The sequence below is a fragment of the Thermodesulfobium sp. genome (assembly GCF_053498235.1).
Genome location: NZ_JBRCUV010000051.1, coordinates 25,562 through 43,256, shown reverse-complemented (window position 1 = coordinate 43,256; position 17,695 = coordinate 25,562). Strand labels below are relative to the sequence as shown.

Genomic DNA, 17,695 nt, shown 5'->3' with positions numbered 1-17,695 from the left:
CCTGAAATAAAATTTAAAATTTCCTCTATACTGATTTACTTGATTTTAGCACAAAAGATAAACCATCTAGGAAATTTTATTGTTACATAAAATGTTTAATATTTCTGTGGCTGTTTCTTCTACTGCCTTGTTTGTCGCATCAACAACTCTACACCCAATCCTTTTCATAATTCTGTCAGCAAAACGCAGCTCTTCTTCTACAAACCTTATATCCATATACGCCTTCATACCTGTTATACCCATCTTTTCCAATCTCTTTGCTCTAATAGCAGCCAAAGCAGCTGGTTCAATAGTTAGGCCAATTATTTTTTCTCTTGGCAATTCAAAAAGTACATTTGGCGGATCGATGCCCAAAACCAAGGGAATATTTGCAACCTTATAACCCTGATGCGCCATATACATTGAAAGAGGAGTTTTAGACGTTCTTGATACTCCAATCAATATTAAATCAGCTTTCAGTAAATCACCTATGTTTGCCCTTCCATCATCGCATCTTACAGCAAATTCTATAGCCTCTACTCTGCTAAAATATGAAGTATCAAGTTTGTGCAATATACCAGGTTTCTCAATGGGGCTTTGCCTCGTGAACATTTTAATAGCGTCAATTGTTTGACCTAAAACGTCAACGGCCTTAATAGATCTCTTCTCTACCTCCTCTCTTAACAAAGATCTGAGCTGAGTGGTAACAATTGTATACAAAATTAAAGTATCTTCGGGATTAATATTGTCTAAAATCTCAATAAGCTTTTTTTCATCTGTTACATATGGGATCCTTTTTATTCTAAAGTTGACTGCATTATCTGGAAAAAGACTTGTAGCAGCAACCGCTACTGCTTGCGCAGTATGGCCAGTTGAGTCAGATAAAATAAGAATATTCATTTGGCTAACTCCTTACGATCCTTTTCCAATTCCACAACTTATAAAAGGGTGTTGATATTGAGTTTAATAGTGCCTTTCTATTATCTCTAAGTTTTTTATCTTCCACATTAACAAGTACATTCTCGAAAAACGTGTGAATAGGACTTGAAAGTTCAATAATTATATTAAGAATTTCAACATAATTCTTATTCAAAATTGCCTCTTCTAATTTATCCTTAGAATAAGAAAATCTTTCAAAAAGTTCTTTTTCATCCTTTTCTATTAGTAAAGAAGGATCGAATTTCGCTAATTCTTCTTTATCTGAAATAATCCTCTCAAGTCTAATAATAGTACTCACAATGTCAAAGAAGTCATCTCTCTTTGACCATTCAGTAAGAACATCCAGCCTTCTTTTAGCCTTTACAGGCGATGACGTAACGTCCAAAACGGCATCAACAAAATCATATCTATACCCCATATCAATAAACATAGATGACATTCTAATCTTCATAAAATTAATCAGTTGACTAATATCCCTTGAAGGGAGGGTAGTGATATAAGAAATAGAATTTAATGCAAAGTTAAATATTTCTTCTAGCTCGTTTTCATATCCATAATCCAACAGTATTCTCAATACTCCTGCGCTCGCTCTCCTTTGGCCATATGGGTCTCCTGATCCTGATGGAATTAAGTTGTTCAAAAAGGACATAAATAGGTGATCGCATTTATCAGAAAAAGAAAGCAGCTTTCCTAATAAAGTTGTAGGTAATGGAGATTTCATACTAATTGGAAGATAATGCTCCTCTATTGCAAGCGCAATTTCAGGTTTAATACCCTCTTTTTCAGCATAAATCCTCCCCATCACTCCTTGTAACTCAGGAAATTCAAAAACCATCTGGGTAACCAGATCGCATTTCAAAAGTGTCGATGAGTTTTTAATTAATTCTTCATCTAAATTTATATCAAAAAACCTATTAAATGCAAGAGATAATTCTCTAATTCTAAAGGTTTTATCAAGATAATTTCCTAACCCTTCCAGGTAAGAAACACTAACTAAATCGTCTAACCTATCTCTTAATTTTTTTGTTAAATCCTTTTTCATAAAAAACATTGCATCTGATAACCTTGCTTTTAAAACCTTTTCATTTCCAGATTTAACTAACTTCATATTTTTGTTACTACCATTTACTATTCCTACAAAATTAGGCAATATTTTGTCGTTGGTGTCCATTACAGCAAAATATCTTTGGTGTTTTGCCATAACTGTTATCAGCACTTCTTTTGGTAATTTTAAAAAATCAGGATTAAATGAACCCAAAAATGCTTTAGGACTCTCAACTAAAAATAATACTTCTTTTAAAAGATCTTGATCAAAAACTATCTTTTTATCGTTTCCTAAAACGCTGTTAATTTCAAAGTTTATATTGTTGGCCCTTTCATCTTGGTTAATAATAATATTTTTTTCCTTCATTACATTAAAATAATCTTCAATTGAATTTACTTCGTACTTTTCATCTGGTGCAAATCTCTCAAGATATGTAAATTTATCAGACTCCAATTTCCCAAGATTTACTTTTATATGCCCTAAATCAGAAATAGATAATATCCATCTTATTGGTCTTACAAATCTTATACCCGCACCCCATCTCATACTTTTGGGCATTTTTAATTCCGAAACCACCTTAGGCACTATGTCAGAAACAACTTCTGAAACCTTTAACCCTTTATCAATTCTGTAAAATATCACATACTCTCCGCCTTCACTCTTATCGATCTCTACATCATTAATAGAAATATTAAACTTTTCAACAAACTTAAATAGTGCTGAAGTGGGATTCATGTTAGAATCATATGCAAACTTTACTGGTGGCCCTTTTATTTTTTGCCTGGTCTCAGGGGTAAAATCAGGAAGCTGAGAAAACAGAACAATCCTTCTAGGGGTTGCATAACACTCTATACTTCTTTTAATCAAATCAAAGTCACTGCCAATAAATATCTCTGAAAACTCTTTTAAGAAATTTTCTTTAAATTCAGTATATACTTTAGAAGCAAAATTAAATGGCATCTCTTCACAGCCTAATTCCAGTAAGTATTTCATATTTTTATCTACGTTTCCTCACTTTCTTTTAAAATAATATCGTATATATTAAATAGTTTTTCTTTTATCTTCTTTCTTGTTTTCTTTGAGAGTTACAATCTTTTTTGCAATTTCCTTTGCAAGATTTCTAACCCTTGATATGTAGTGCGTTCTTTCTAAAACACCGATAGCGCCTCTCGCATCCAAAAGGTTAAAGTTATGAGAACATTTAAGCACATAATCGTAGGCTGGCTTAAGTAAGCCTATCTCTATTAATCTCAGAGCCTCTTCTTCATAATCATCAAAATGTCTTTTTAGCATTGAAATATTTGCTTCCTCAAAGTTAAATTTTGACCATTCTACCTCATTATCAAAATGTACATCACGATAAGTTACATTATTATTAATTTTTATGTCAAATACATTGTCTACATCTTGAAGATACAGCGCAATTCTTTCTAATCCATAGGTGATTTCAAGAGAAATTGGATCAAGATCTATCCCACCAGCTTGCTGAAAATAAGTAAACTGGGTTATTTCCATACCGTCTAACCATACCTCCCAACCTATTCCCCATGCACCAAGAGTTGGGGACTCCCAGTCATCTTCTACAAATCTTATATCGTGCTTCTTAACGTCCAAACCTAATGCCTCAAGACTTTTTATATATATATCCTGAGTAAATGTTGGAGCAGGTTTTAAAATTACCTGAAACTGATAATAGTGTTGCAATCTGTTTGGGTTTTCACCATATCTGCCATCAGTAGGCCTTCTGGATGGTTCTACATAACACGCATTCCAACTATCTCTTCCCAAAACCCTTAAAAAGGTTGCAGGATTCATTGTACCTGCACCCTTTTCTACATCATACGGTTGAAGGAGCACACAGCCGTTTTTTGTCCAGAAATCTTGAAGTTTTAGTATAATTTGTTGAAAATTTAACTTTTTGATTTCAAACACCTCCTAATCTTTTCGGAGAAATCCAAGTACTAGATTTCTTTTCAAATAAAATTTTTTTAAAAACAAAGAGCATTATAAACATCCAGGTTAACATATAACAAGAAAAAATTAGAGAAATTAAAACTCTTCTTATAAAATTCATATTAAAATAATCTTCTAAAAAAAACAGTGAAACTGGAAATATTACTACTGGATAAGATAATAAGATGGCTAAAATTATTAAAATATCACCCTTTCCAAAAATCAACAATCCCAACTCTTCAAATATAGAAAGTATAGCAAAAAAAGGTATTAAAAACTCTGAAATAAAAAAAAGAAAAAAATCAAGATTCGATTTTGTTGATTCTAAAGAAACAGCCTTAAATGAAATATCAGTTCTATTTGAAAGCATCCTTTTTAATATAAGTACTGAATACTTAATATATCTTCTAAGTGACCCTTCAAGCCATCTAAACCTTTGTGCCCACCAAGAACGAATATCAAAAACGGTTTGTTCGTAAACAAAAGGAGTTTCTAAAAACACAATCTTCTTTTTATTAAAAAACAATCTAGAAGACATTTCAAGATCATCAGTAATAGATTCTTCATCAAAGCCACCAACTTCAATTAGTACACTTCTTCTTATAACCATCCCTGTTCCTCTAAGCTCAACTGCACCTCCAAATGCATTTCTAGCTTTCTGCATAAAAGAATCCAAACACAACTCTAGAAATGATAAGTAGGAAATTAAATTATAACCAGGATTGGACGAGATCTTTCTAAGTTGGACTGCATCAGGCCAATAAGTATTAACATAATCAGAAAGTTTAATTAGAGCTTTTTTATCATCAAAATACGAATCTGCATCCAATACAATAATATACTCGCCCGTACAAAGCCTTATACCATCATTTAAGCTGGCAGACTTTCCTGGTTTTGAATCATAAGCTCTGTGTAAAACTTTCATTTCTTTATAATCATTTAAAGAATTTAAATTTTCCTTACCATCAAATTCAAATTTTCTTTTGTAATTAGAGATAAAATCATCAACTATTTTTCCTGTCTTGTCTTTAGACCTATCATCTACCACAATTATTTCAAATTTCCCTTCTAATTCAACAATTTTTTTTAGTGTACTTTCAATAACGCTCTCTTCATTATGAGCACATACTAATAAGCTAAACTCACGAACTACGTTGTTGCTTTTGTCTTCTCTTAATTCAAAACTTGTTTCATTATCGATCTCTTTAATCCTTCTAAATAGATAAAACAGGTATGCAAAAAAAACCATAATAAATATAAAATAAAAGATAATTATAATCTTCCTAACAAAATACCATATTAGAAAGTAAAAAAATATAAAAAAAAGAGACAAAACTGATTTATATTTTATAATAACCGCTATATTAAACCCTTTGATCCTTTTAACTCCCCTCTGAAACGTTTAATGCTTTTTTTGGATTAATTTGTTTATTTTATATAATTTCAAATCCGTCTAATAACGTTTACTTATTCAAATTATTCAAAATATATTATTTTTCAACAGATCTCTTGAATTTATAACATTATAGTAAACATTCTCAAGAACTTGTATTTGTTTAAATATATTAAAGTCATTTATAATCCTTTCTCTTGCTTTGTTCGCAAGCCTTTCTCTCAACTCTTTATCCTTATAAACAGTCATCATAGCTTGAACTAATTCTTCTTTTAACCTTGTAGGATTAATTAAAATTCCAGATCCACATATTGCATCTTTAGTTGCACCAACATCAGTTGCAATACACGCCAATTTTGAGCTCATTGCCTCTAAAAGAGCAAGAGGGAGCCCTTCTATCGAGGAGGGTAAAACAAAGACATCACTGGATCTAAAGATACTTTGCTTCATATCCAGATTGGCCTCACCAAAAAATATTATATTCTCTTTATCAAAATCCTTTCTTAATTTCAAAAGTTCAATACCATCACCAACAATAAGCAACTTTACTTCTTCAGGAAAATCATTTTCCAAAAATGCCTCACACAAAACTCTTACATTTTTTTCAGGGCTTATTCTTCCAAGGTATAGAAACAAAAAGTAGGCCCCAAACTTTTCTTTAAGATAGGATAAGCCAGGCGAATATCTAATTGGATCAACTCCATTTGGTATAATTTGAAGCTTTTCCTTTTTCACACCTCTTTCTATAAGAAAATCGCTTTGAACGGGAGAAAGGGTAATAATTTTATCATAGTTGTTCAAAAAAGGAGCATAAACATTATAAACGAGTTGTGAAATTACCCCCCATAATGTTTTATTCTTATCAAATGGCGGGTGAAATGTAGCAACCACAGGAATATCGTCAAATATATCTGGAATAAAAAAATCTAAAAAGGAGAGAGTCAAAGAGATGTGTATACAATCTGGCTTTACAGCTTTTACGATGTCTTTTAACTTTTTTATTGTTGAAGGAGCTATCATGATATACGGTTGTGTTTTAAACAAGTACGGTAAAAAACTCCTATCTTCCACATCTTCTCCTTCATCAAAAAGCAAAAGATGAACGTTATGCCCCCTTTCACTAAGCTTTTCCTTAATTTCTTGCACATAAACTGAATTTCCATCAACTGGAGAAAGCCTGCCTAGAATTAGTATTTTGAGTTTATTCAATCCTATCAGCCTCCAATGCAACAGACTTCATAAAGAAATATAACAGAGAAGTCAATATACCAAGTATTAGAAAACAGATTCTTACACCGAACATATCCGCTAATTCTCCTGCAAAGAGAATTGGAAAGGTAGAAGTAAAACTAATAAACATATTTAGAATAGCAAAAACTCTCCCTCTGAATGATTCTTTTACCACCTTTTGCATCATAGATTGAATTGGAATATTTACAAGCGCGTTTGATATTCCTAATAAAAAGGAAATAATCGGAACTATGAGTAGTTGAGTAAGTATCGACATAAACGATAAACATAAACTAGCAAATAATATTCCAGCGCCAACTATCGTAGAGTTTTTGAAATTTGGAATCTTAATATGCCCGATTATTAAAGAACCAAAAACCATTCCAAGACCAGCAGGAACAACTATAATAGAAAAGTTAGCCTCACTAAGGTGCAAAACTTCCCTAACATACCCTACTGCTAAAACACTTACCATACCCATTAAGGATGTTGCAATAGACTGCTCAAGTATTAACACTTGAATTAGTTTTGAAGATTTTATATAAGAAAATGAATCAAAAAGAGCTTTCTTAAAAGAACAATATTTTGCTTCTGAATGCGGTTTGTCACTTGGTAGTATAGAAGACACAATTGAAGCTATTAAATAAGAAATAGCAGCAAAGAGTACTGCCACCTTTATACCAAAAAATAATACTATAGGGCTTATAGCAGCAAAACCAAGTATAAATGACATCACCCAAGTAACGTTAAAAAGGGAATTTGCAGCTGCCAAATTCTTCTTAGATGCCGTTTTTGGTATCATAGCAAATTCTGCTGGAGCAAATACGACAATTAAAGACGCTATAAAAAAGCTGTATAAATATATCGCAAACAAATTCTCTAAAAAAAACACTAACAAGACAGAAAGCAAACTTCTTAAAATGTTTATTAAAACCAAAATGATCTTTCTGTCAACCTTATCCAAGAAAACTCCTATAAACGGAGCTATAATAACTGATGGAAGCGCAAAGGCTACCATTAATGAAGAAACGCTAATATTTGTACTAGTTATATTTGAAACAGCAATCATTAAAGCAGCCATTAAGAACTTATCAGAAAATTGCGAAAAAATCTGAGCAATCCACAATCTTAAAAAGTACTTATCTTCAAGGATCCAAATTTTATTCATGATATTCTTTTTCAATTAGTTTCAGCGATTTCGGCAAATAGCCTAAAGTTTCAATTATTTGTTTCTTTAATGTTTTTAAATCACCTGTACATTTTTCATGGGAAAACTTATCTAAAAAACCTGCATAATAAAATTCTTCGTTCAAGCATCTAATAAGCCAATTTAAATCTTTAAACTGCGTCTCATCATCCAAAATTATATTTTTGAATACCCTTTGAACAGATTCAAAAGCCCCCTTTGCGATCTTATCTAGAACTTCCAAATATAATGAGAGCAAAATAGATTGTCTAAAGGAAGTTATCATGGGAGATTTTATTACTTTATAGTCATTCAATATCATAATCTCTCCCCTTGTTTTAATGAGTTCCACGTCTATAAGAGAGCCAGGAAAAATCAATTTACTAAAAACTCTCTTTTTACTACCTCTTAGGAGAGCCGGTACTGATCCTTGACCATTAGTTAAGATCTTAAAAATAAAACTATTTTCCCTAACTGGATAAGATCTGAGAAAAATCCCGCAATTTATCATTTGTTCAGACTGAAAGGTTGCTTTAAAAGCTCTGAGAAGCAAACAACCTTTTTTTCTTTATCTGAAATTAAAATAATTGGGAAATGCTTACATACAAATTCAGACATTACTTGGAGGCAACATCCACACGGATATGGCAGAATATCCTTGTTGTAAATAGCGAGACACAAAAAATTTCGTTCACCCGAAGATATGGCTTTAAAAATAGCTACCCTCTCGGCACAAATAGTCGATCCATAAGAAGAGTTTTCAATATTGCAACCACGAACTATATTCCTATTCTCCAACAATAAACTAGACCCTACAGAAAATTTAGAGTATGGCGAATAGGAAAAGGTTGAAGCCTCTTCAGCTTCATTTATAAGCACTTCTATTAGATCTTTGTCAATTTTATTTTTAAAATCTAGGTTTAAAAGTAAATTTATTTCTTTCTCTATATTCAAACTCTTAACTCTCCAATAGAATCACAAGCCAAACTATTTTCTAAAAAGATTTCAAAGTCAAAGAATAATCAAACTTCAAGCTAATTAGATATTGCAACTTTCATAAAGTCAAAAAACAAAGGATGGGGTTTATTTGGTCTTGATTTAAATTCTGGATGAAATTGAGTTCCTAAATACCATTTATGACCCCTTAGTTCTAAAATTTCAACTAGATTCCTTTCTTCAAATATACCACTAACAATCATTCCATTTTTCTCGAAATCCTCTTTAAATAGATTATTAAATTCATATCTGTGCCTGTGCCTTTCAAAAACTAAATCTTGATTATATGCACGCTTTGCAATTGTACCATCCACTAACCTACAGGGAAATGCACCAAGCCTCATTGTAGCCCCCTTATCCACTACACCCTTTTGTTCCTCCATAAGATCGATCACGGGAAATCTTGTGTTTTCATCAAATTCAGTGCTGTTTGCCCCCTCTAATCCAAGCACATTTCTTGCAAATTCGATGCACATAATCTGCATGCCCAAACAAAGCCCAAAATACGGTATATTGTTCTCACGGGCAAATCTTGCTGCTAATATTTTCCCCTCTATACCTCTTACACCAAAACCACCCGGCACTACAATTCCCCTTACCCCTTCGAACATCCTCTTTGCATCGTCCATAGAATTAATATCCTCAGTGTTTATCCATCTAACTTTTAGTCCATATCCTAAATGCAAACTGCTATGTTTTAGAGATTCTACAACACTAATATAAGAATCAGGTAGACCAACATACTTCCCTGCAATAGCAATCTCAACGGTATCCTTCAAATTCTTTGCCATTTCTACGATTCTCATCCAGCTATCCAGCCGTGGTTCTACATAAGGTTCTATTTTTAACATGCTTGCCACAAGTCTACTTAACTTGTTAGACTCAAGCAAGATTGGAGCCTCATAGATTACGTGTTTTACATCCTCCAGAGGAATTACAGCTTCAGGTTCTACATCGCAAAACAAGGATATCTTTTCTCTTATAGAATTATTAATAGGCCTTTCCGATCTAAGAATTATAATATCAGGTTGTATACCGATACTTCTTAACTCTTTTACACTGTGTTGAGTTGGTTTTGTTTTAAGTTCTTTTGCGGCCTTTAAATAAGGAACAAGAGTTAAGTGAATATAAAGCGTATTGTTCCTTCCAACATCTTTCTTAAACTGTCTAATTGCTTCAAGAAAAGGCTCCCCTTCAATATCTCCTACAGTACCGCCAACCTCACAAATAAGAATGCCACCATCATCAAGTACCCCAGCAGCTTCTTTTATTTTTAATTTTATTTCATTTATTACATGCGGTACAACTTGAACTGTTCCTCCAAGAAAATCTCCGCGCCTTTCTTTTAAGAGTATTTCTTGGTAAACCATACCTGATGTTAAATTTGACGATCTTGTTAGATTTGTATTTATAAATCTCTCATAATGTCCGAGATCAAGATCAGTTTCAGCTCCATCATCAGTTACAAAAACCTCACCGTGTTGATACGGATTCATCGTCCCAGGGTCTACGTTCAAATAAGGATCTAGCTTAATGACGTTTATTTTTAAACCCATAGATTTTAGTATCCTCCCTAATGAAGCTACTACTATGCCCTTCCCAAGTGACGATGTAACACCACCAGTAACAAAAATAAATTTTGTTTTATTGTTTAACTTCATCCATGTCTCCTTTCTTCCTAGTAACCAATACGTCCTTTATTCTTCTTCCATCAATCTTCAAAACCTTAAACTCGATACCCTTGAACGATATTTTTTCCCCTTCTTTTGGTATTTTACCAAAGAGAGAGAACAATAGCCCAGCCAATGTTTCTTCATTATATCCTTCAATAAAATCTTCAAAATCAACTTCAACCTTAGCAGCAAACTCTCTCAAACTTAATCTGCCATTTGCAATAAAACTATTTTCGTTAAAGTCCTTTACAAGAGCCTCTTCATCAAAGTCATATTCGTCTCTAATTTCGCCAACTATTTCCTCTACAAGATCCTCCACAGTCAACAAACCTGCTGTTCCACCAAATTCGTCTATTACAATAGCCATATACAACCTTTTTGACTGAAGCTCTCTAAAGAGTTCGCTAATATTCTTGCCTTCTGGTACAAAATAAGCCTCTCTAAGAGAAGAATCTATGCTTTTAGAATAGTCGGTATTTGGTCCTAAATTCATAAGAATATCCTTTACGTATAAAATACCAACAATGTTATCTATGTCCCCATCATAAACAGGATACCTCGAATGTCCTTCTTTTCTAATAATTTCTAATGTATCGCTTAATGTAGTTCCCTTTTTTATACATACCATATCAATCCTTGGAATCATTATTTCTCTGACCACTTTATCTTTAAACTCAAAAACACCGCTTATCATCTCTTTTTCTTCTTTTTCTATGATTCCTTCTTCTTCACTTACGTTAACAAGATATTTTAATTCGCTTTCTGTAATTGATGGCAAACCCTTAACATTTTTTATACCAAAAGGGAACAAAAATGTCTTTGATAAAGAAGTAAACACAAAAACGAAAGGTCTACTTATATGTGTTATAAAATAAAGAAAAAGCATAAAAGCAAAAAATAATTTATCAGCAAAATAATAGCCGATAGTTTTTGGAACTATCTCACATATAACAATAATTAAAAGCGAAGAAACTACTAGAGATAAAGTAGCAGCAATTGCTATAGAACCGATACTATTTAAAGAAAATAGTTCTATCATAAAAGACGTTATTAAAGTAGAAAGAGCAATATTAACGAAGTTATTAAGTAGCAAAAGGGTTGTTATTACTTCTTGCGGATATGTTAGAAGAAATTCTGCCTTTTCGTATCCAGAATGCCTATCATTGATCCATTGCATAATTTTTATTCTACTTGCTTTAGTAAAAACAGTCTCATTACAAGACAAAAAAGCAGAACAAACCATTAAAAACAAAGACAAAAGAATATATGTCATCATGCTAAACTAATTCCTTTAAAAGAATAATTTAAGAGACTTCCTAAACTGTAAATATGTGAAAAACGACTCAACAACAAGATCAAAAAAATAATTACCGAAAAAAAACACGCAACCAAAACAAAGGAAGCAGATATATCCTTTATTACCTTTATTTTGTTATCAAATTCTGGATTCACATAGTCCATTATTCTTTCGATAACTGAATTAACCATCTCTGAAACTATCACTATAGATGAAGATAATAGCACAACACTCCATTCAATAGGCTTAAATCTAAGTAAATATCCAAAAAATAGTAATAATAAAAACAAAATTAGTTGAATCTTTAAATTTCTCTCTTCTTTCAAAACCACTAAAAATCCTACTATTGCAAAATAAAAGCTTTTATAAATACTGTGAGACCTTTTCAAGACAATCCTTCTCCTTAGATCTCATTTCTTTCTCACTAATTTCGTTATCATGATCCAACCCTAAATTATGCAAAATCCCATGAACAACCAACCATAGTAAATAGTTCTCAAAACTCCTTTTAGCAACCTCAGGAACTATCTCGCCGTAAGAATTAGAGAAAAAATCTTCCTTTGCCTTCTCTACTGAAATTACAATATCCCCTAAAATGCCCAAATTAAAATCTCCTTCGAAAGACAAAACATCTGTAGGACAATCTTTTTTACGAAACTCCCTATTCAAACCCCTAATTTCTTCATTATCTGTCAATAACAAACTAAGCTCAAGATCCCCTACACCAAAAAAATCCATACAGTACTTAATAGCTTTTTTAAATTTAACATAGTTCAATTTATATCTCTTTTTTTTAGATAATACTAAACTCATAGAAAAATTGCAAATTCTAATATTTTCATTGAAAGGATCCTAATATTCTTCAGTCCAATCTTCAGTCCAAAAACCTCCAGATTCAAGTTTGCTTTTTATTAAGGTTTGCTAAATCAGGATATTCAATCCTTTGATGGAAAGATCCTACAAATAGCCTTATAAAAACTTCCTTTATTCTAAGAAGCTCTTGAAGAGTAATAGGCGATTCGCTGAGCTGGCCATCTTCAAGTTTGTTTCTAAAAATCCTGTCAACTAAACTATCTATTTTTGGAGATACAGATCCAGAAGATGCCCTTACTGCAGCCTCGACCGCATCAGCAAGCATCACTATCGCAGCTTCTTTAGTCTTAGGAAGGGGACCAGGATACCTAAAATCCTTCTCTTCTACCTCAGAAAAACCGGATTGTAAGGCTTTATGATAAAAAAATACAATCAAGCTTGTGCCGTGATGTTGAGAAATAATGTCTAATATTTTATCTGGAATTCCATATGATTTAGCAATTTCTACACCATCTTTTACATGGGAAGTTAATATAGTTGCGGACAACCAGGGAGATATTTCAGCATGTAAGTTTACACCATTTTTTTGATTTTCTACAAAGAATTGAGGTCTTTTAAGTTTTCCTACATCATGATAATAAGATGCTACTCTTGCAAGTAGAGGATCTGCGTTAATTTCTTCTGCCGCTGTTTCAGCAAGGTTTGCCACTATAATGCTGTGGTGATAGGTTCCTGGAGCTTCAATCTGCAACCTTTTTAAGAGAGGATGACTCGGATTTGACAAATCCATTAATTTCAATGGGCTAAGAACACCTACAGTGCTTTCAATATATGGAAGAGCGCCCATTGCTGCAATTGATGATAAAAATCCATTTGCAATAGCAAAAGCAAATTGACTAAGAGAATCAAGTATGTTTATATCACTCCAAATATCCCAGAGCAGCACAGCTAAAAAAAACGTTAAAGAAAACAAAAAAGCTGTATCAGATAGATCTCCTCTTTTCTGTATACCTCTACCAAAAAAGGCACCAGCAAAAGCACTAATAAGAGCTATATAAAAACCCAACAAACTAAAATTTCCAAAAAAGAAGACCAAAATTGCCAAAATAACAGAATAAAGAAGCGATACAGCCGGGGTAAAAATTAAAGCTAAAAGCAAAGATATACTTGCAAGAGGAACAATAATTGGGGAAATAGGAAATAAAACAAAAACAAAAAGTATATAAACGGATGAAAGTGCACCAAGAACTATCAAATGTCCCCTATCAAGAGTTAACTTTGGTGAAAAATTATAAACAATAAATCTAAAGGCAAATAACAATAGGGCAGAAAAAAGAAATAGGCTTACAAAATTCCTTATTCCTGAAAGGTTGTCCATAATACCTAATTCTTTTAATAGATAGGCTTTTTCAGGAGTTAGAATTTCTCCACTTCTAACAAGCACCTGTCCCTTTTTTACATCTATTACAACAGGGGTGATATCTTGAATTGCTTTTTGTTTAAGTTCGTTAGTTAACTTATTGTCTATAGTTGCATTTATCCTAAAATATCCCAAAATCAGATTCATAAAAGCTTGTGAGGTATCAGGATTTAATTTTAAAGAACTTATAATACTAGCTACCTGATTAGACAGTACATCTAGTCTTTCTTCTTTTTGCAATAGCACAAATATCTTATTTGTATCAGCTTCTAATTCCTTGGGGTTAGATGAAATTAATATTTCTATATCTTTCTCAGTTAAAAAGGGCGCCATATCTTTAAGCTTTACAATCCTTTGTGATTCAGGAAGGTCTTTAGTAGATTCCAAATTTGAAAGAAAATAGTTTATAGAATCGTGAATAGACCCAAATTTATCATAAGTTACAACTAAAACATCGGGTACAGCCTTTTCTCGCTGTACCTTTAGCTCCTCCGTTGCAACCTTATTTACAATTTGAGCATCTTTGGGAGAAACCACATCAAAAGGTACCATTTTGCCAACGGCCAAAGTAGGATATGCCCCTCTCAAATTATAAAGAAGGGCTGCCAACATAAATGCAATTAGTAAGTAGGTAAAAAGCTCTTCCCCTTTAAAACGCGACCAAATAGGCTTCAGCTGCCCCAAAAGAGAGCCAAAGCGAGTAAGGTTCATTTTAATTTAAATTATCTTTTTTTTCTTTTTTTTGCAGCCTCAGCTCTCTTTTTCTTTTTCTTTACACTAGGGCTTTCATAAAATTCTCTCTTTCGAACTTCAGAAAGAATACCTTCCTGTTGAACAACCTTGTTGAAGCGTTTCAGAGCACTGTCTATTGATTCATCTTTGTTAATGCGAATTTCTGGCAAAGTTTAACAACCTCCTCAAAATTATCATCCAGGCGGCCAATTCATAGGCCTACCGCCTAACACATGGAAGTGAAGATGGAACACTGTCTGGCCTCCATCATCACCAATATTCGTTACAACCCTATATCCTTTTTCAAGGCCTTGCTTTTGGGCTACTAGTTTGCACACGTATAATAAATGTGAAACCAAATTAAAATCCCTAACTTCATCCAAACTCCTTATATGTTCTCTTGGTATAACAAGAGCATGAAAAGGAGCTACTGGATTTATATCCATAAAGGCTAATGAAATATCATCTTCATATATTATTCTTGAATCTACCTTCTTCTCGGCAATAAGACAAAAGATACAGCTCTGCAAGTCAGCCTCCCAAGAAAATACTCCCACAGTGCCGTGTACCAAGAGTCTTGAACCCAAGCCTCATACACTAATTGGCTTACCTTCTTGCAGTCGTTCGCGAGAGGCAAACATAATACAAGAAGAGATCTGCCTACAGAAGTTCGGTGTTAGCTCAAGACCTCAAGGGTATCACGAACACCGCAGGAACTTATAAGAGTATAACATAAAAAAGGCTTGGAGTTAATAGAATAATATTCTCAAAAATGAAGAACAAACAACACAAGGTCTTTATACTTGTAAGTAAAACTGTTGTAATAATAACATAAGTTAAAATAATATAATATAAAAAATGATATCAGAAGAAAAAACTAAGATACTTGTAATATTTGGTTATCCCGGTATAGGCGATATACTACTAGCATCGCCGGTTTTAAGAGCTTTAAACAACTATTATAAAAACTGTGAATTCACACTTTTTGCAAGAAAGATCCCTTCACTTTACAGCGTTTTTAATATTATTCCATTTTGTGAGAAGGTTGTTTTTTACGATAAAAAAGGCTCGCATAAAGGTTACCTGTCATTTATTAAATTGTGCTTCTCGCTTAGAAAGGAAAAGTTCGACTACGCCATAGTTCTACATCATTCACCCAGAAATTCTATCGTCTCTTTTTTATCTCAAGCAAGAAATAGAATAGGGTTTGACTATGGAATAAACAAAATATTTCTCACAAAATGTTTGAAACCAAATGAAAATCAAAACATAATTTACTACTATGCCGATATTTTAAAGCTTATTGGAATAGAAAAATTTGACCCAAAACCTTGGATAATAAAACAAGGTGTTAAAAAAATTAAAAACAGAATACTCTTTTCAATTGGATCTAGTTGGTATCGCAAAGAATGGCCACCTGAAAATTTTGCTGTACTTGCAAATATGCTTCACAAAAGGGGCCTTGAGGTAATTCTAATTGGATCAGAAAAAGATGTAGAAAAGGCAAACATTATCGTTTCAAACTCAAACGCAATAAATATGGTAAACAAAACAAAAAACCTTCTTGAACTTTGTAAAATAATAGAAAGTTCAAGCCTTTTAATCTGTCCCGACACAGCAAGCCTTCACATAGCAAGAGGACTCGGCACTCCTACAATAAGCCTATTTGGACCAACTTCACCTCTAATATATGGCCCCCTTCCTGAAGAAACAGATCACATAGTAATATATAAAAACCTTCCTTGTTCTACCAGATGTATTGACAAAGAATGCCCAGACAATTTATGTATGAAAAAAATTACTCCAGACGAAGTTTATGAAAAGGCGCTAAATGCCCTCTCTAATCTGTAAGCTTGATTGTTGAAAGAGTCATAAAATAGGCCAATATTTCCATTTGCATTCTGCCATAAAACATGTTGCCAGTAAGTCCTTCACCAAGCCAATATCCAGTCATAAAGGTAACAAGAACAGCACACAAAGCCCATTGAAAACCCTTTGAATTTTTAAGCAAATTTATAGTCTGTTTATAGTACTGATAAAGCAAGGTCAAAAGACAAATTAAACCAACTATTCCCATATCAGTTAAAACTTGAATAAAAGTATCGTGTGCGTGAGCTACCGAGTTTGCAAGAGGATCTTTTGGGTTGAGGTATCTATAGTGATAAGCAAAATGTCCTGCGCCTACTCCGATTATTGGGCTAAGAGGGAATATCTTAAATATAGCTACCTTCCAAAACATTATTCTCTCGTGATTAGCAGTATAGGTAAAGTTTAAGAGATCAAGAAAATTCGTTATACCTACATTTCTTTTTATAGGAGCAAGTAATCCAGCAACAAAAATAATTGCTGCAGCAATTAATCCTTTTATCCTAAAAATCAGTATCATAAACAAACAAAGCCCTATTATGCTCGATATAAAGCTACCTCTTGCACTTGATATATATAGCACAAAAAACTCAAAAAGGTAGATAGCAAACCAAAAATAAAAAGATTTCTTCTTATAGTTATATACTGCAAGAATAAACGGAGCAAGGAGGGCTAGTGCCTGATAAGCGCTGTAAGCAGTGTAATAATGAAAGCTGCCCACTACTTCTTTGCCCTTTAGCCATTGGAAGAAAAATGCATATATAGTAATGGGGAGAGATGAACAAGTCAAAGCAAGAAAAGAAAAAATTACATCTCTTTTAGACTTTACAATACAATACGTAACGAATATTACAATAGCGTATTCAAGATATGTACTTGTCCACCTAAGCCACAACTCCTTATCGGCAGCTGCAATCCCAGAAAGGACTGCCGACCCAAATAAAAAAAGAGCATAAGGCAAAATCCCCTTTTTTAAGATAGACAAATTTTCCCTAGTAAGACATGTCAAAAAAGACAAAGTCAAAAACAAATAATCAACAGCATTACTCAGAGGATTTGAAAATAAAAATAAACAAAAGAAGATCAAGCTTATATTATGTCTATTCATAAATACCCTTTTCATAAAAGCACTCCCCATTAATTTTTTTATATTTTAACACTTAAGATAAAAAT

Annotated in this window: 17 protein-coding genes and 1 other RNA gene; 1 reads left to right on the top strand and 17 read right to left on the bottom strand. The window is 32.9% G+C overall.

From position 1 onward, the window contains the following. Positions 1 to 66: 66 nt before the first annotated feature. The 16 genes from ACWIUX_RS07355 to ssrS form a co-directional block, all read right to left on the bottom strand. Positions 67 to 879 (bottom strand): pyruvate, water dikinase regulatory protein, encoded by an 813-nt coding sequence (locus tag ACWIUX_RS07355; protein WP_448590077.1) that lies wholly within the window; start codon positions 877 to 879, stop codon positions 67 to 69. A 4-nt stretch (positions 880 to 883) separates the two neighbouring features. Then, positions 884 to 2,956, bottom strand: a complete 2,073-nt coding sequence (gene glyS, locus ACWIUX_RS07350) for a glycine--tRNA ligase subunit beta (protein WP_448590076.1) — start codon at positions 2,954 to 2,956, stop codon at positions 884 to 886. Between the two features lie 48 nt (positions 2,957 to 3,004). Next, on the bottom strand, positions 3,005 to 3,886 hold the full coding sequence (locus ACWIUX_RS07345; protein ID WP_448590115.1) for a glycine--tRNA ligase subunit alpha: 882 nt from the start codon (positions 3,884 to 3,886) through the stop codon (positions 3,005 to 3,007). A 1-nt stretch (position 3,887) separates the two neighbouring features. Next, positions 3,888 to 5,165, bottom strand: a complete 1,278-nt coding sequence (locus tag ACWIUX_RS07340) for a glycosyltransferase (RefSeq protein WP_448590075.1) — start codon at positions 5,163 to 5,165, stop codon at positions 3,888 to 3,890. Between the two features lie 231 nt (positions 5,166 to 5,396). Continuing rightward, positions 5,397 to 6,518 (bottom strand): glycosyltransferase family 4 protein, encoded by a 1,122-nt coding sequence (locus ACWIUX_RS07335; protein ID WP_448590074.1) that lies wholly within the window; start codon positions 6,516 to 6,518, stop codon positions 5,397 to 5,399. Then, positions 6,511 to 7,707, bottom strand: coding sequence for an MFS transporter (locus ACWIUX_RS07330; protein ID WP_448590073.1), 1,197 nt, complete (start codon positions 7,705 to 7,707; stop codon positions 6,511 to 6,513). Before ACWIUX_RS07330 ends, ACWIUX_RS07335 begins: the two co-directional genes overlap by 8 nt. Next, a complete protein-coding gene (locus ACWIUX_RS07325; RefSeq protein ID WP_448590072.1) occupies positions 7,700 to 8,236 on the bottom strand; it encodes a recombination protein O N-terminal domain-containing protein in 537 nt (178 codons plus the stop codon). Before ACWIUX_RS07325 ends, ACWIUX_RS07330 begins: the two co-directional genes overlap by 8 nt. After that, positions 8,233 to 8,679 (bottom strand): cytidine deaminase, encoded by a 447-nt coding sequence (gene cdd, locus ACWIUX_RS07320; protein ID WP_448590071.1) that lies wholly within the window; start codon positions 8,677 to 8,679, stop codon positions 8,233 to 8,235. Before cdd ends, ACWIUX_RS07325 begins: the two co-directional genes overlap by 4 nt. 80 nt (positions 8,680 to 8,759) lie before the next feature. Next, positions 8,760 to 10,382 carry a CTP synthase gene (locus tag ACWIUX_RS07315; protein ID WP_448590070.1) on the bottom strand — a complete coding sequence of 541 codons (1,623 nt, stop codon included), beginning with the start codon at positions 10,380 to 10,382 and terminating at the stop codon, positions 8,760 to 8,762. Further along, positions 10,366 to 11,670, bottom strand: coding sequence for a hemolysin family protein (locus ACWIUX_RS07310; protein WP_448590069.1), 1,305 nt, complete (start codon positions 11,668 to 11,670; stop codon positions 10,366 to 10,368). Before ACWIUX_RS07310 ends, ACWIUX_RS07315 begins: the two co-directional genes overlap by 17 nt. Next, complete coding sequence (locus ACWIUX_RS07305) at positions 11,667 to 12,080, bottom strand: diacylglycerol kinase (protein WP_448590068.1); 414 nt, start codon at positions 12,078 to 12,080, stop codon at positions 11,667 to 11,669. The genes ACWIUX_RS07310 and ACWIUX_RS07305 overlap by 4 nt, the downstream gene beginning before the upstream one ends. Beyond that, positions 12,055 to 12,468, bottom strand: coding sequence for an rRNA maturation RNase YbeY (ybeY, locus tag ACWIUX_RS07300; protein ID WP_448590067.1), 414 nt, complete (start codon positions 12,466 to 12,468; stop codon positions 12,055 to 12,057). The genes ACWIUX_RS07305 and ybeY overlap by 26 nt, the downstream gene beginning before the upstream one ends. 118 nt (positions 12,469 to 12,586) lie before the next feature. Further along, complete coding sequence (locus ACWIUX_RS07295; RefSeq protein WP_448590066.1) at positions 12,587 to 14,635, bottom strand: HD family phosphohydrolase; 2,049 nt, start codon at positions 14,633 to 14,635, stop codon at positions 12,587 to 12,589. Positions 14,636 to 14,646: 11 nt separating this feature from the next. Beyond that, positions 14,647 to 14,826, bottom strand: a complete 180-nt coding sequence (gene rpsU, locus ACWIUX_RS07290; protein WP_013756837.1) for a 30S ribosomal protein S21 — start codon at positions 14,824 to 14,826, stop codon at positions 14,647 to 14,649. 24 nt (positions 14,827 to 14,850) lie between these two features. Continuing rightward, entirely contained in the window at positions 14,851 to 15,186 is a 336-nt protein-coding gene (locus ACWIUX_RS07285; protein ID WP_448590065.1) for a histidine triad nucleotide-binding protein, read from the bottom strand. A 16-nt stretch (positions 15,187 to 15,202) separates the two neighbouring features. Then, positions 15,203 to 15,375: non-coding RNA, 6S RNA (gene ssrS / locus ACWIUX_RS07280), on the bottom strand. A gap of 139 nt (positions 15,376 to 15,514) precedes the next feature. Between ssrS and ACWIUX_RS07275 the strand changes: the two genes are divergently transcribed. Further along, on the top strand, positions 15,515 to 16,507 hold the full coding sequence (locus ACWIUX_RS07275; RefSeq protein ID WP_448590064.1) for a glycosyltransferase family 9 protein: 993 nt from the start codon (positions 15,515 to 15,517) through the stop codon (positions 16,505 to 16,507). Here the strand turns inward: ACWIUX_RS07275 and ACWIUX_RS07270 are convergent. Further along, positions 16,497 to 17,645, bottom strand: a complete 1,149-nt coding sequence (locus ACWIUX_RS07270; protein ID WP_448590063.1) for an O-antigen ligase family protein — start codon at positions 17,643 to 17,645, stop codon at positions 16,497 to 16,499. The genes ACWIUX_RS07275 and ACWIUX_RS07270 overlap by 11 nt on opposite strands. Positions 17,646 to 17,695 lie beyond the last annotated feature (50 nt).

Excerpts from the sequence above, each read along its gene's own strand:
- ACWIUX_RS07295 (WP_448590066.1), bottom strand. The coding sequence starts at position 14,635 with ATGAACCTTACTCGCTTTGGCTCTCTTTTGGGGCAGCTGAAGCCTATT.
- ACWIUX_RS07310 (WP_448590069.1), bottom strand. The coding sequence starts at position 11,670 with ATGATGACATATATTCTTTTGTCTTTGTTTTTAATGGTTTGTTCTGCT.
- ACWIUX_RS07330 (WP_448590073.1), bottom strand. The coding sequence starts at position 7,707 with ATGAATAAAATTTGGATCCTTGAAGATAAGTACTTTTTAAGATTGTGG.
- ACWIUX_RS07355 (WP_448590077.1), bottom strand. The coding sequence starts at position 879 with ATGAATATTCTTATTTTATCTGACTCAACTGGCCATACTGCGCAAGCA.
- ACWIUX_RS07325 (WP_448590072.1), bottom strand. The coding sequence starts at position 8,236 with ATGATAAATTGCGGGATTTTTCTCAGATCTTATCCAGTTAGGGAAAAT.
- ACWIUX_RS07270 (WP_448590063.1), bottom strand. The coding sequence starts at position 17,645 with ATGAAAAGGGTATTTATGAATAGACATAATATAAGCTTGATCTTCTTT.
- glyS (WP_448590076.1), bottom strand. The coding sequence starts at position 2,956 with ATGAAATACTTACTGGAATTAGGCTGTGAAGAGATGCCATTTAATTTT.
- ACWIUX_RS07315 (WP_448590070.1), bottom strand. The coding sequence starts at position 10,382 with ATGAAGTTAAACAATAAAACAAAATTTATTTTTGTTACTGGTGGTGTT.
- ACWIUX_RS07275 (WP_448590064.1), top strand. The coding sequence starts at position 15,515 with ATGATATCAGAAGAAAAAACTAAGATACTTGTAATATTTGGTTATCCC.
- ACWIUX_RS07340 (WP_448590075.1), bottom strand. The coding sequence starts at position 5,165 with ATGGTTTTTTTTGCATACCTGTTTTATCTATTTAGAAGGATTAAAGAG.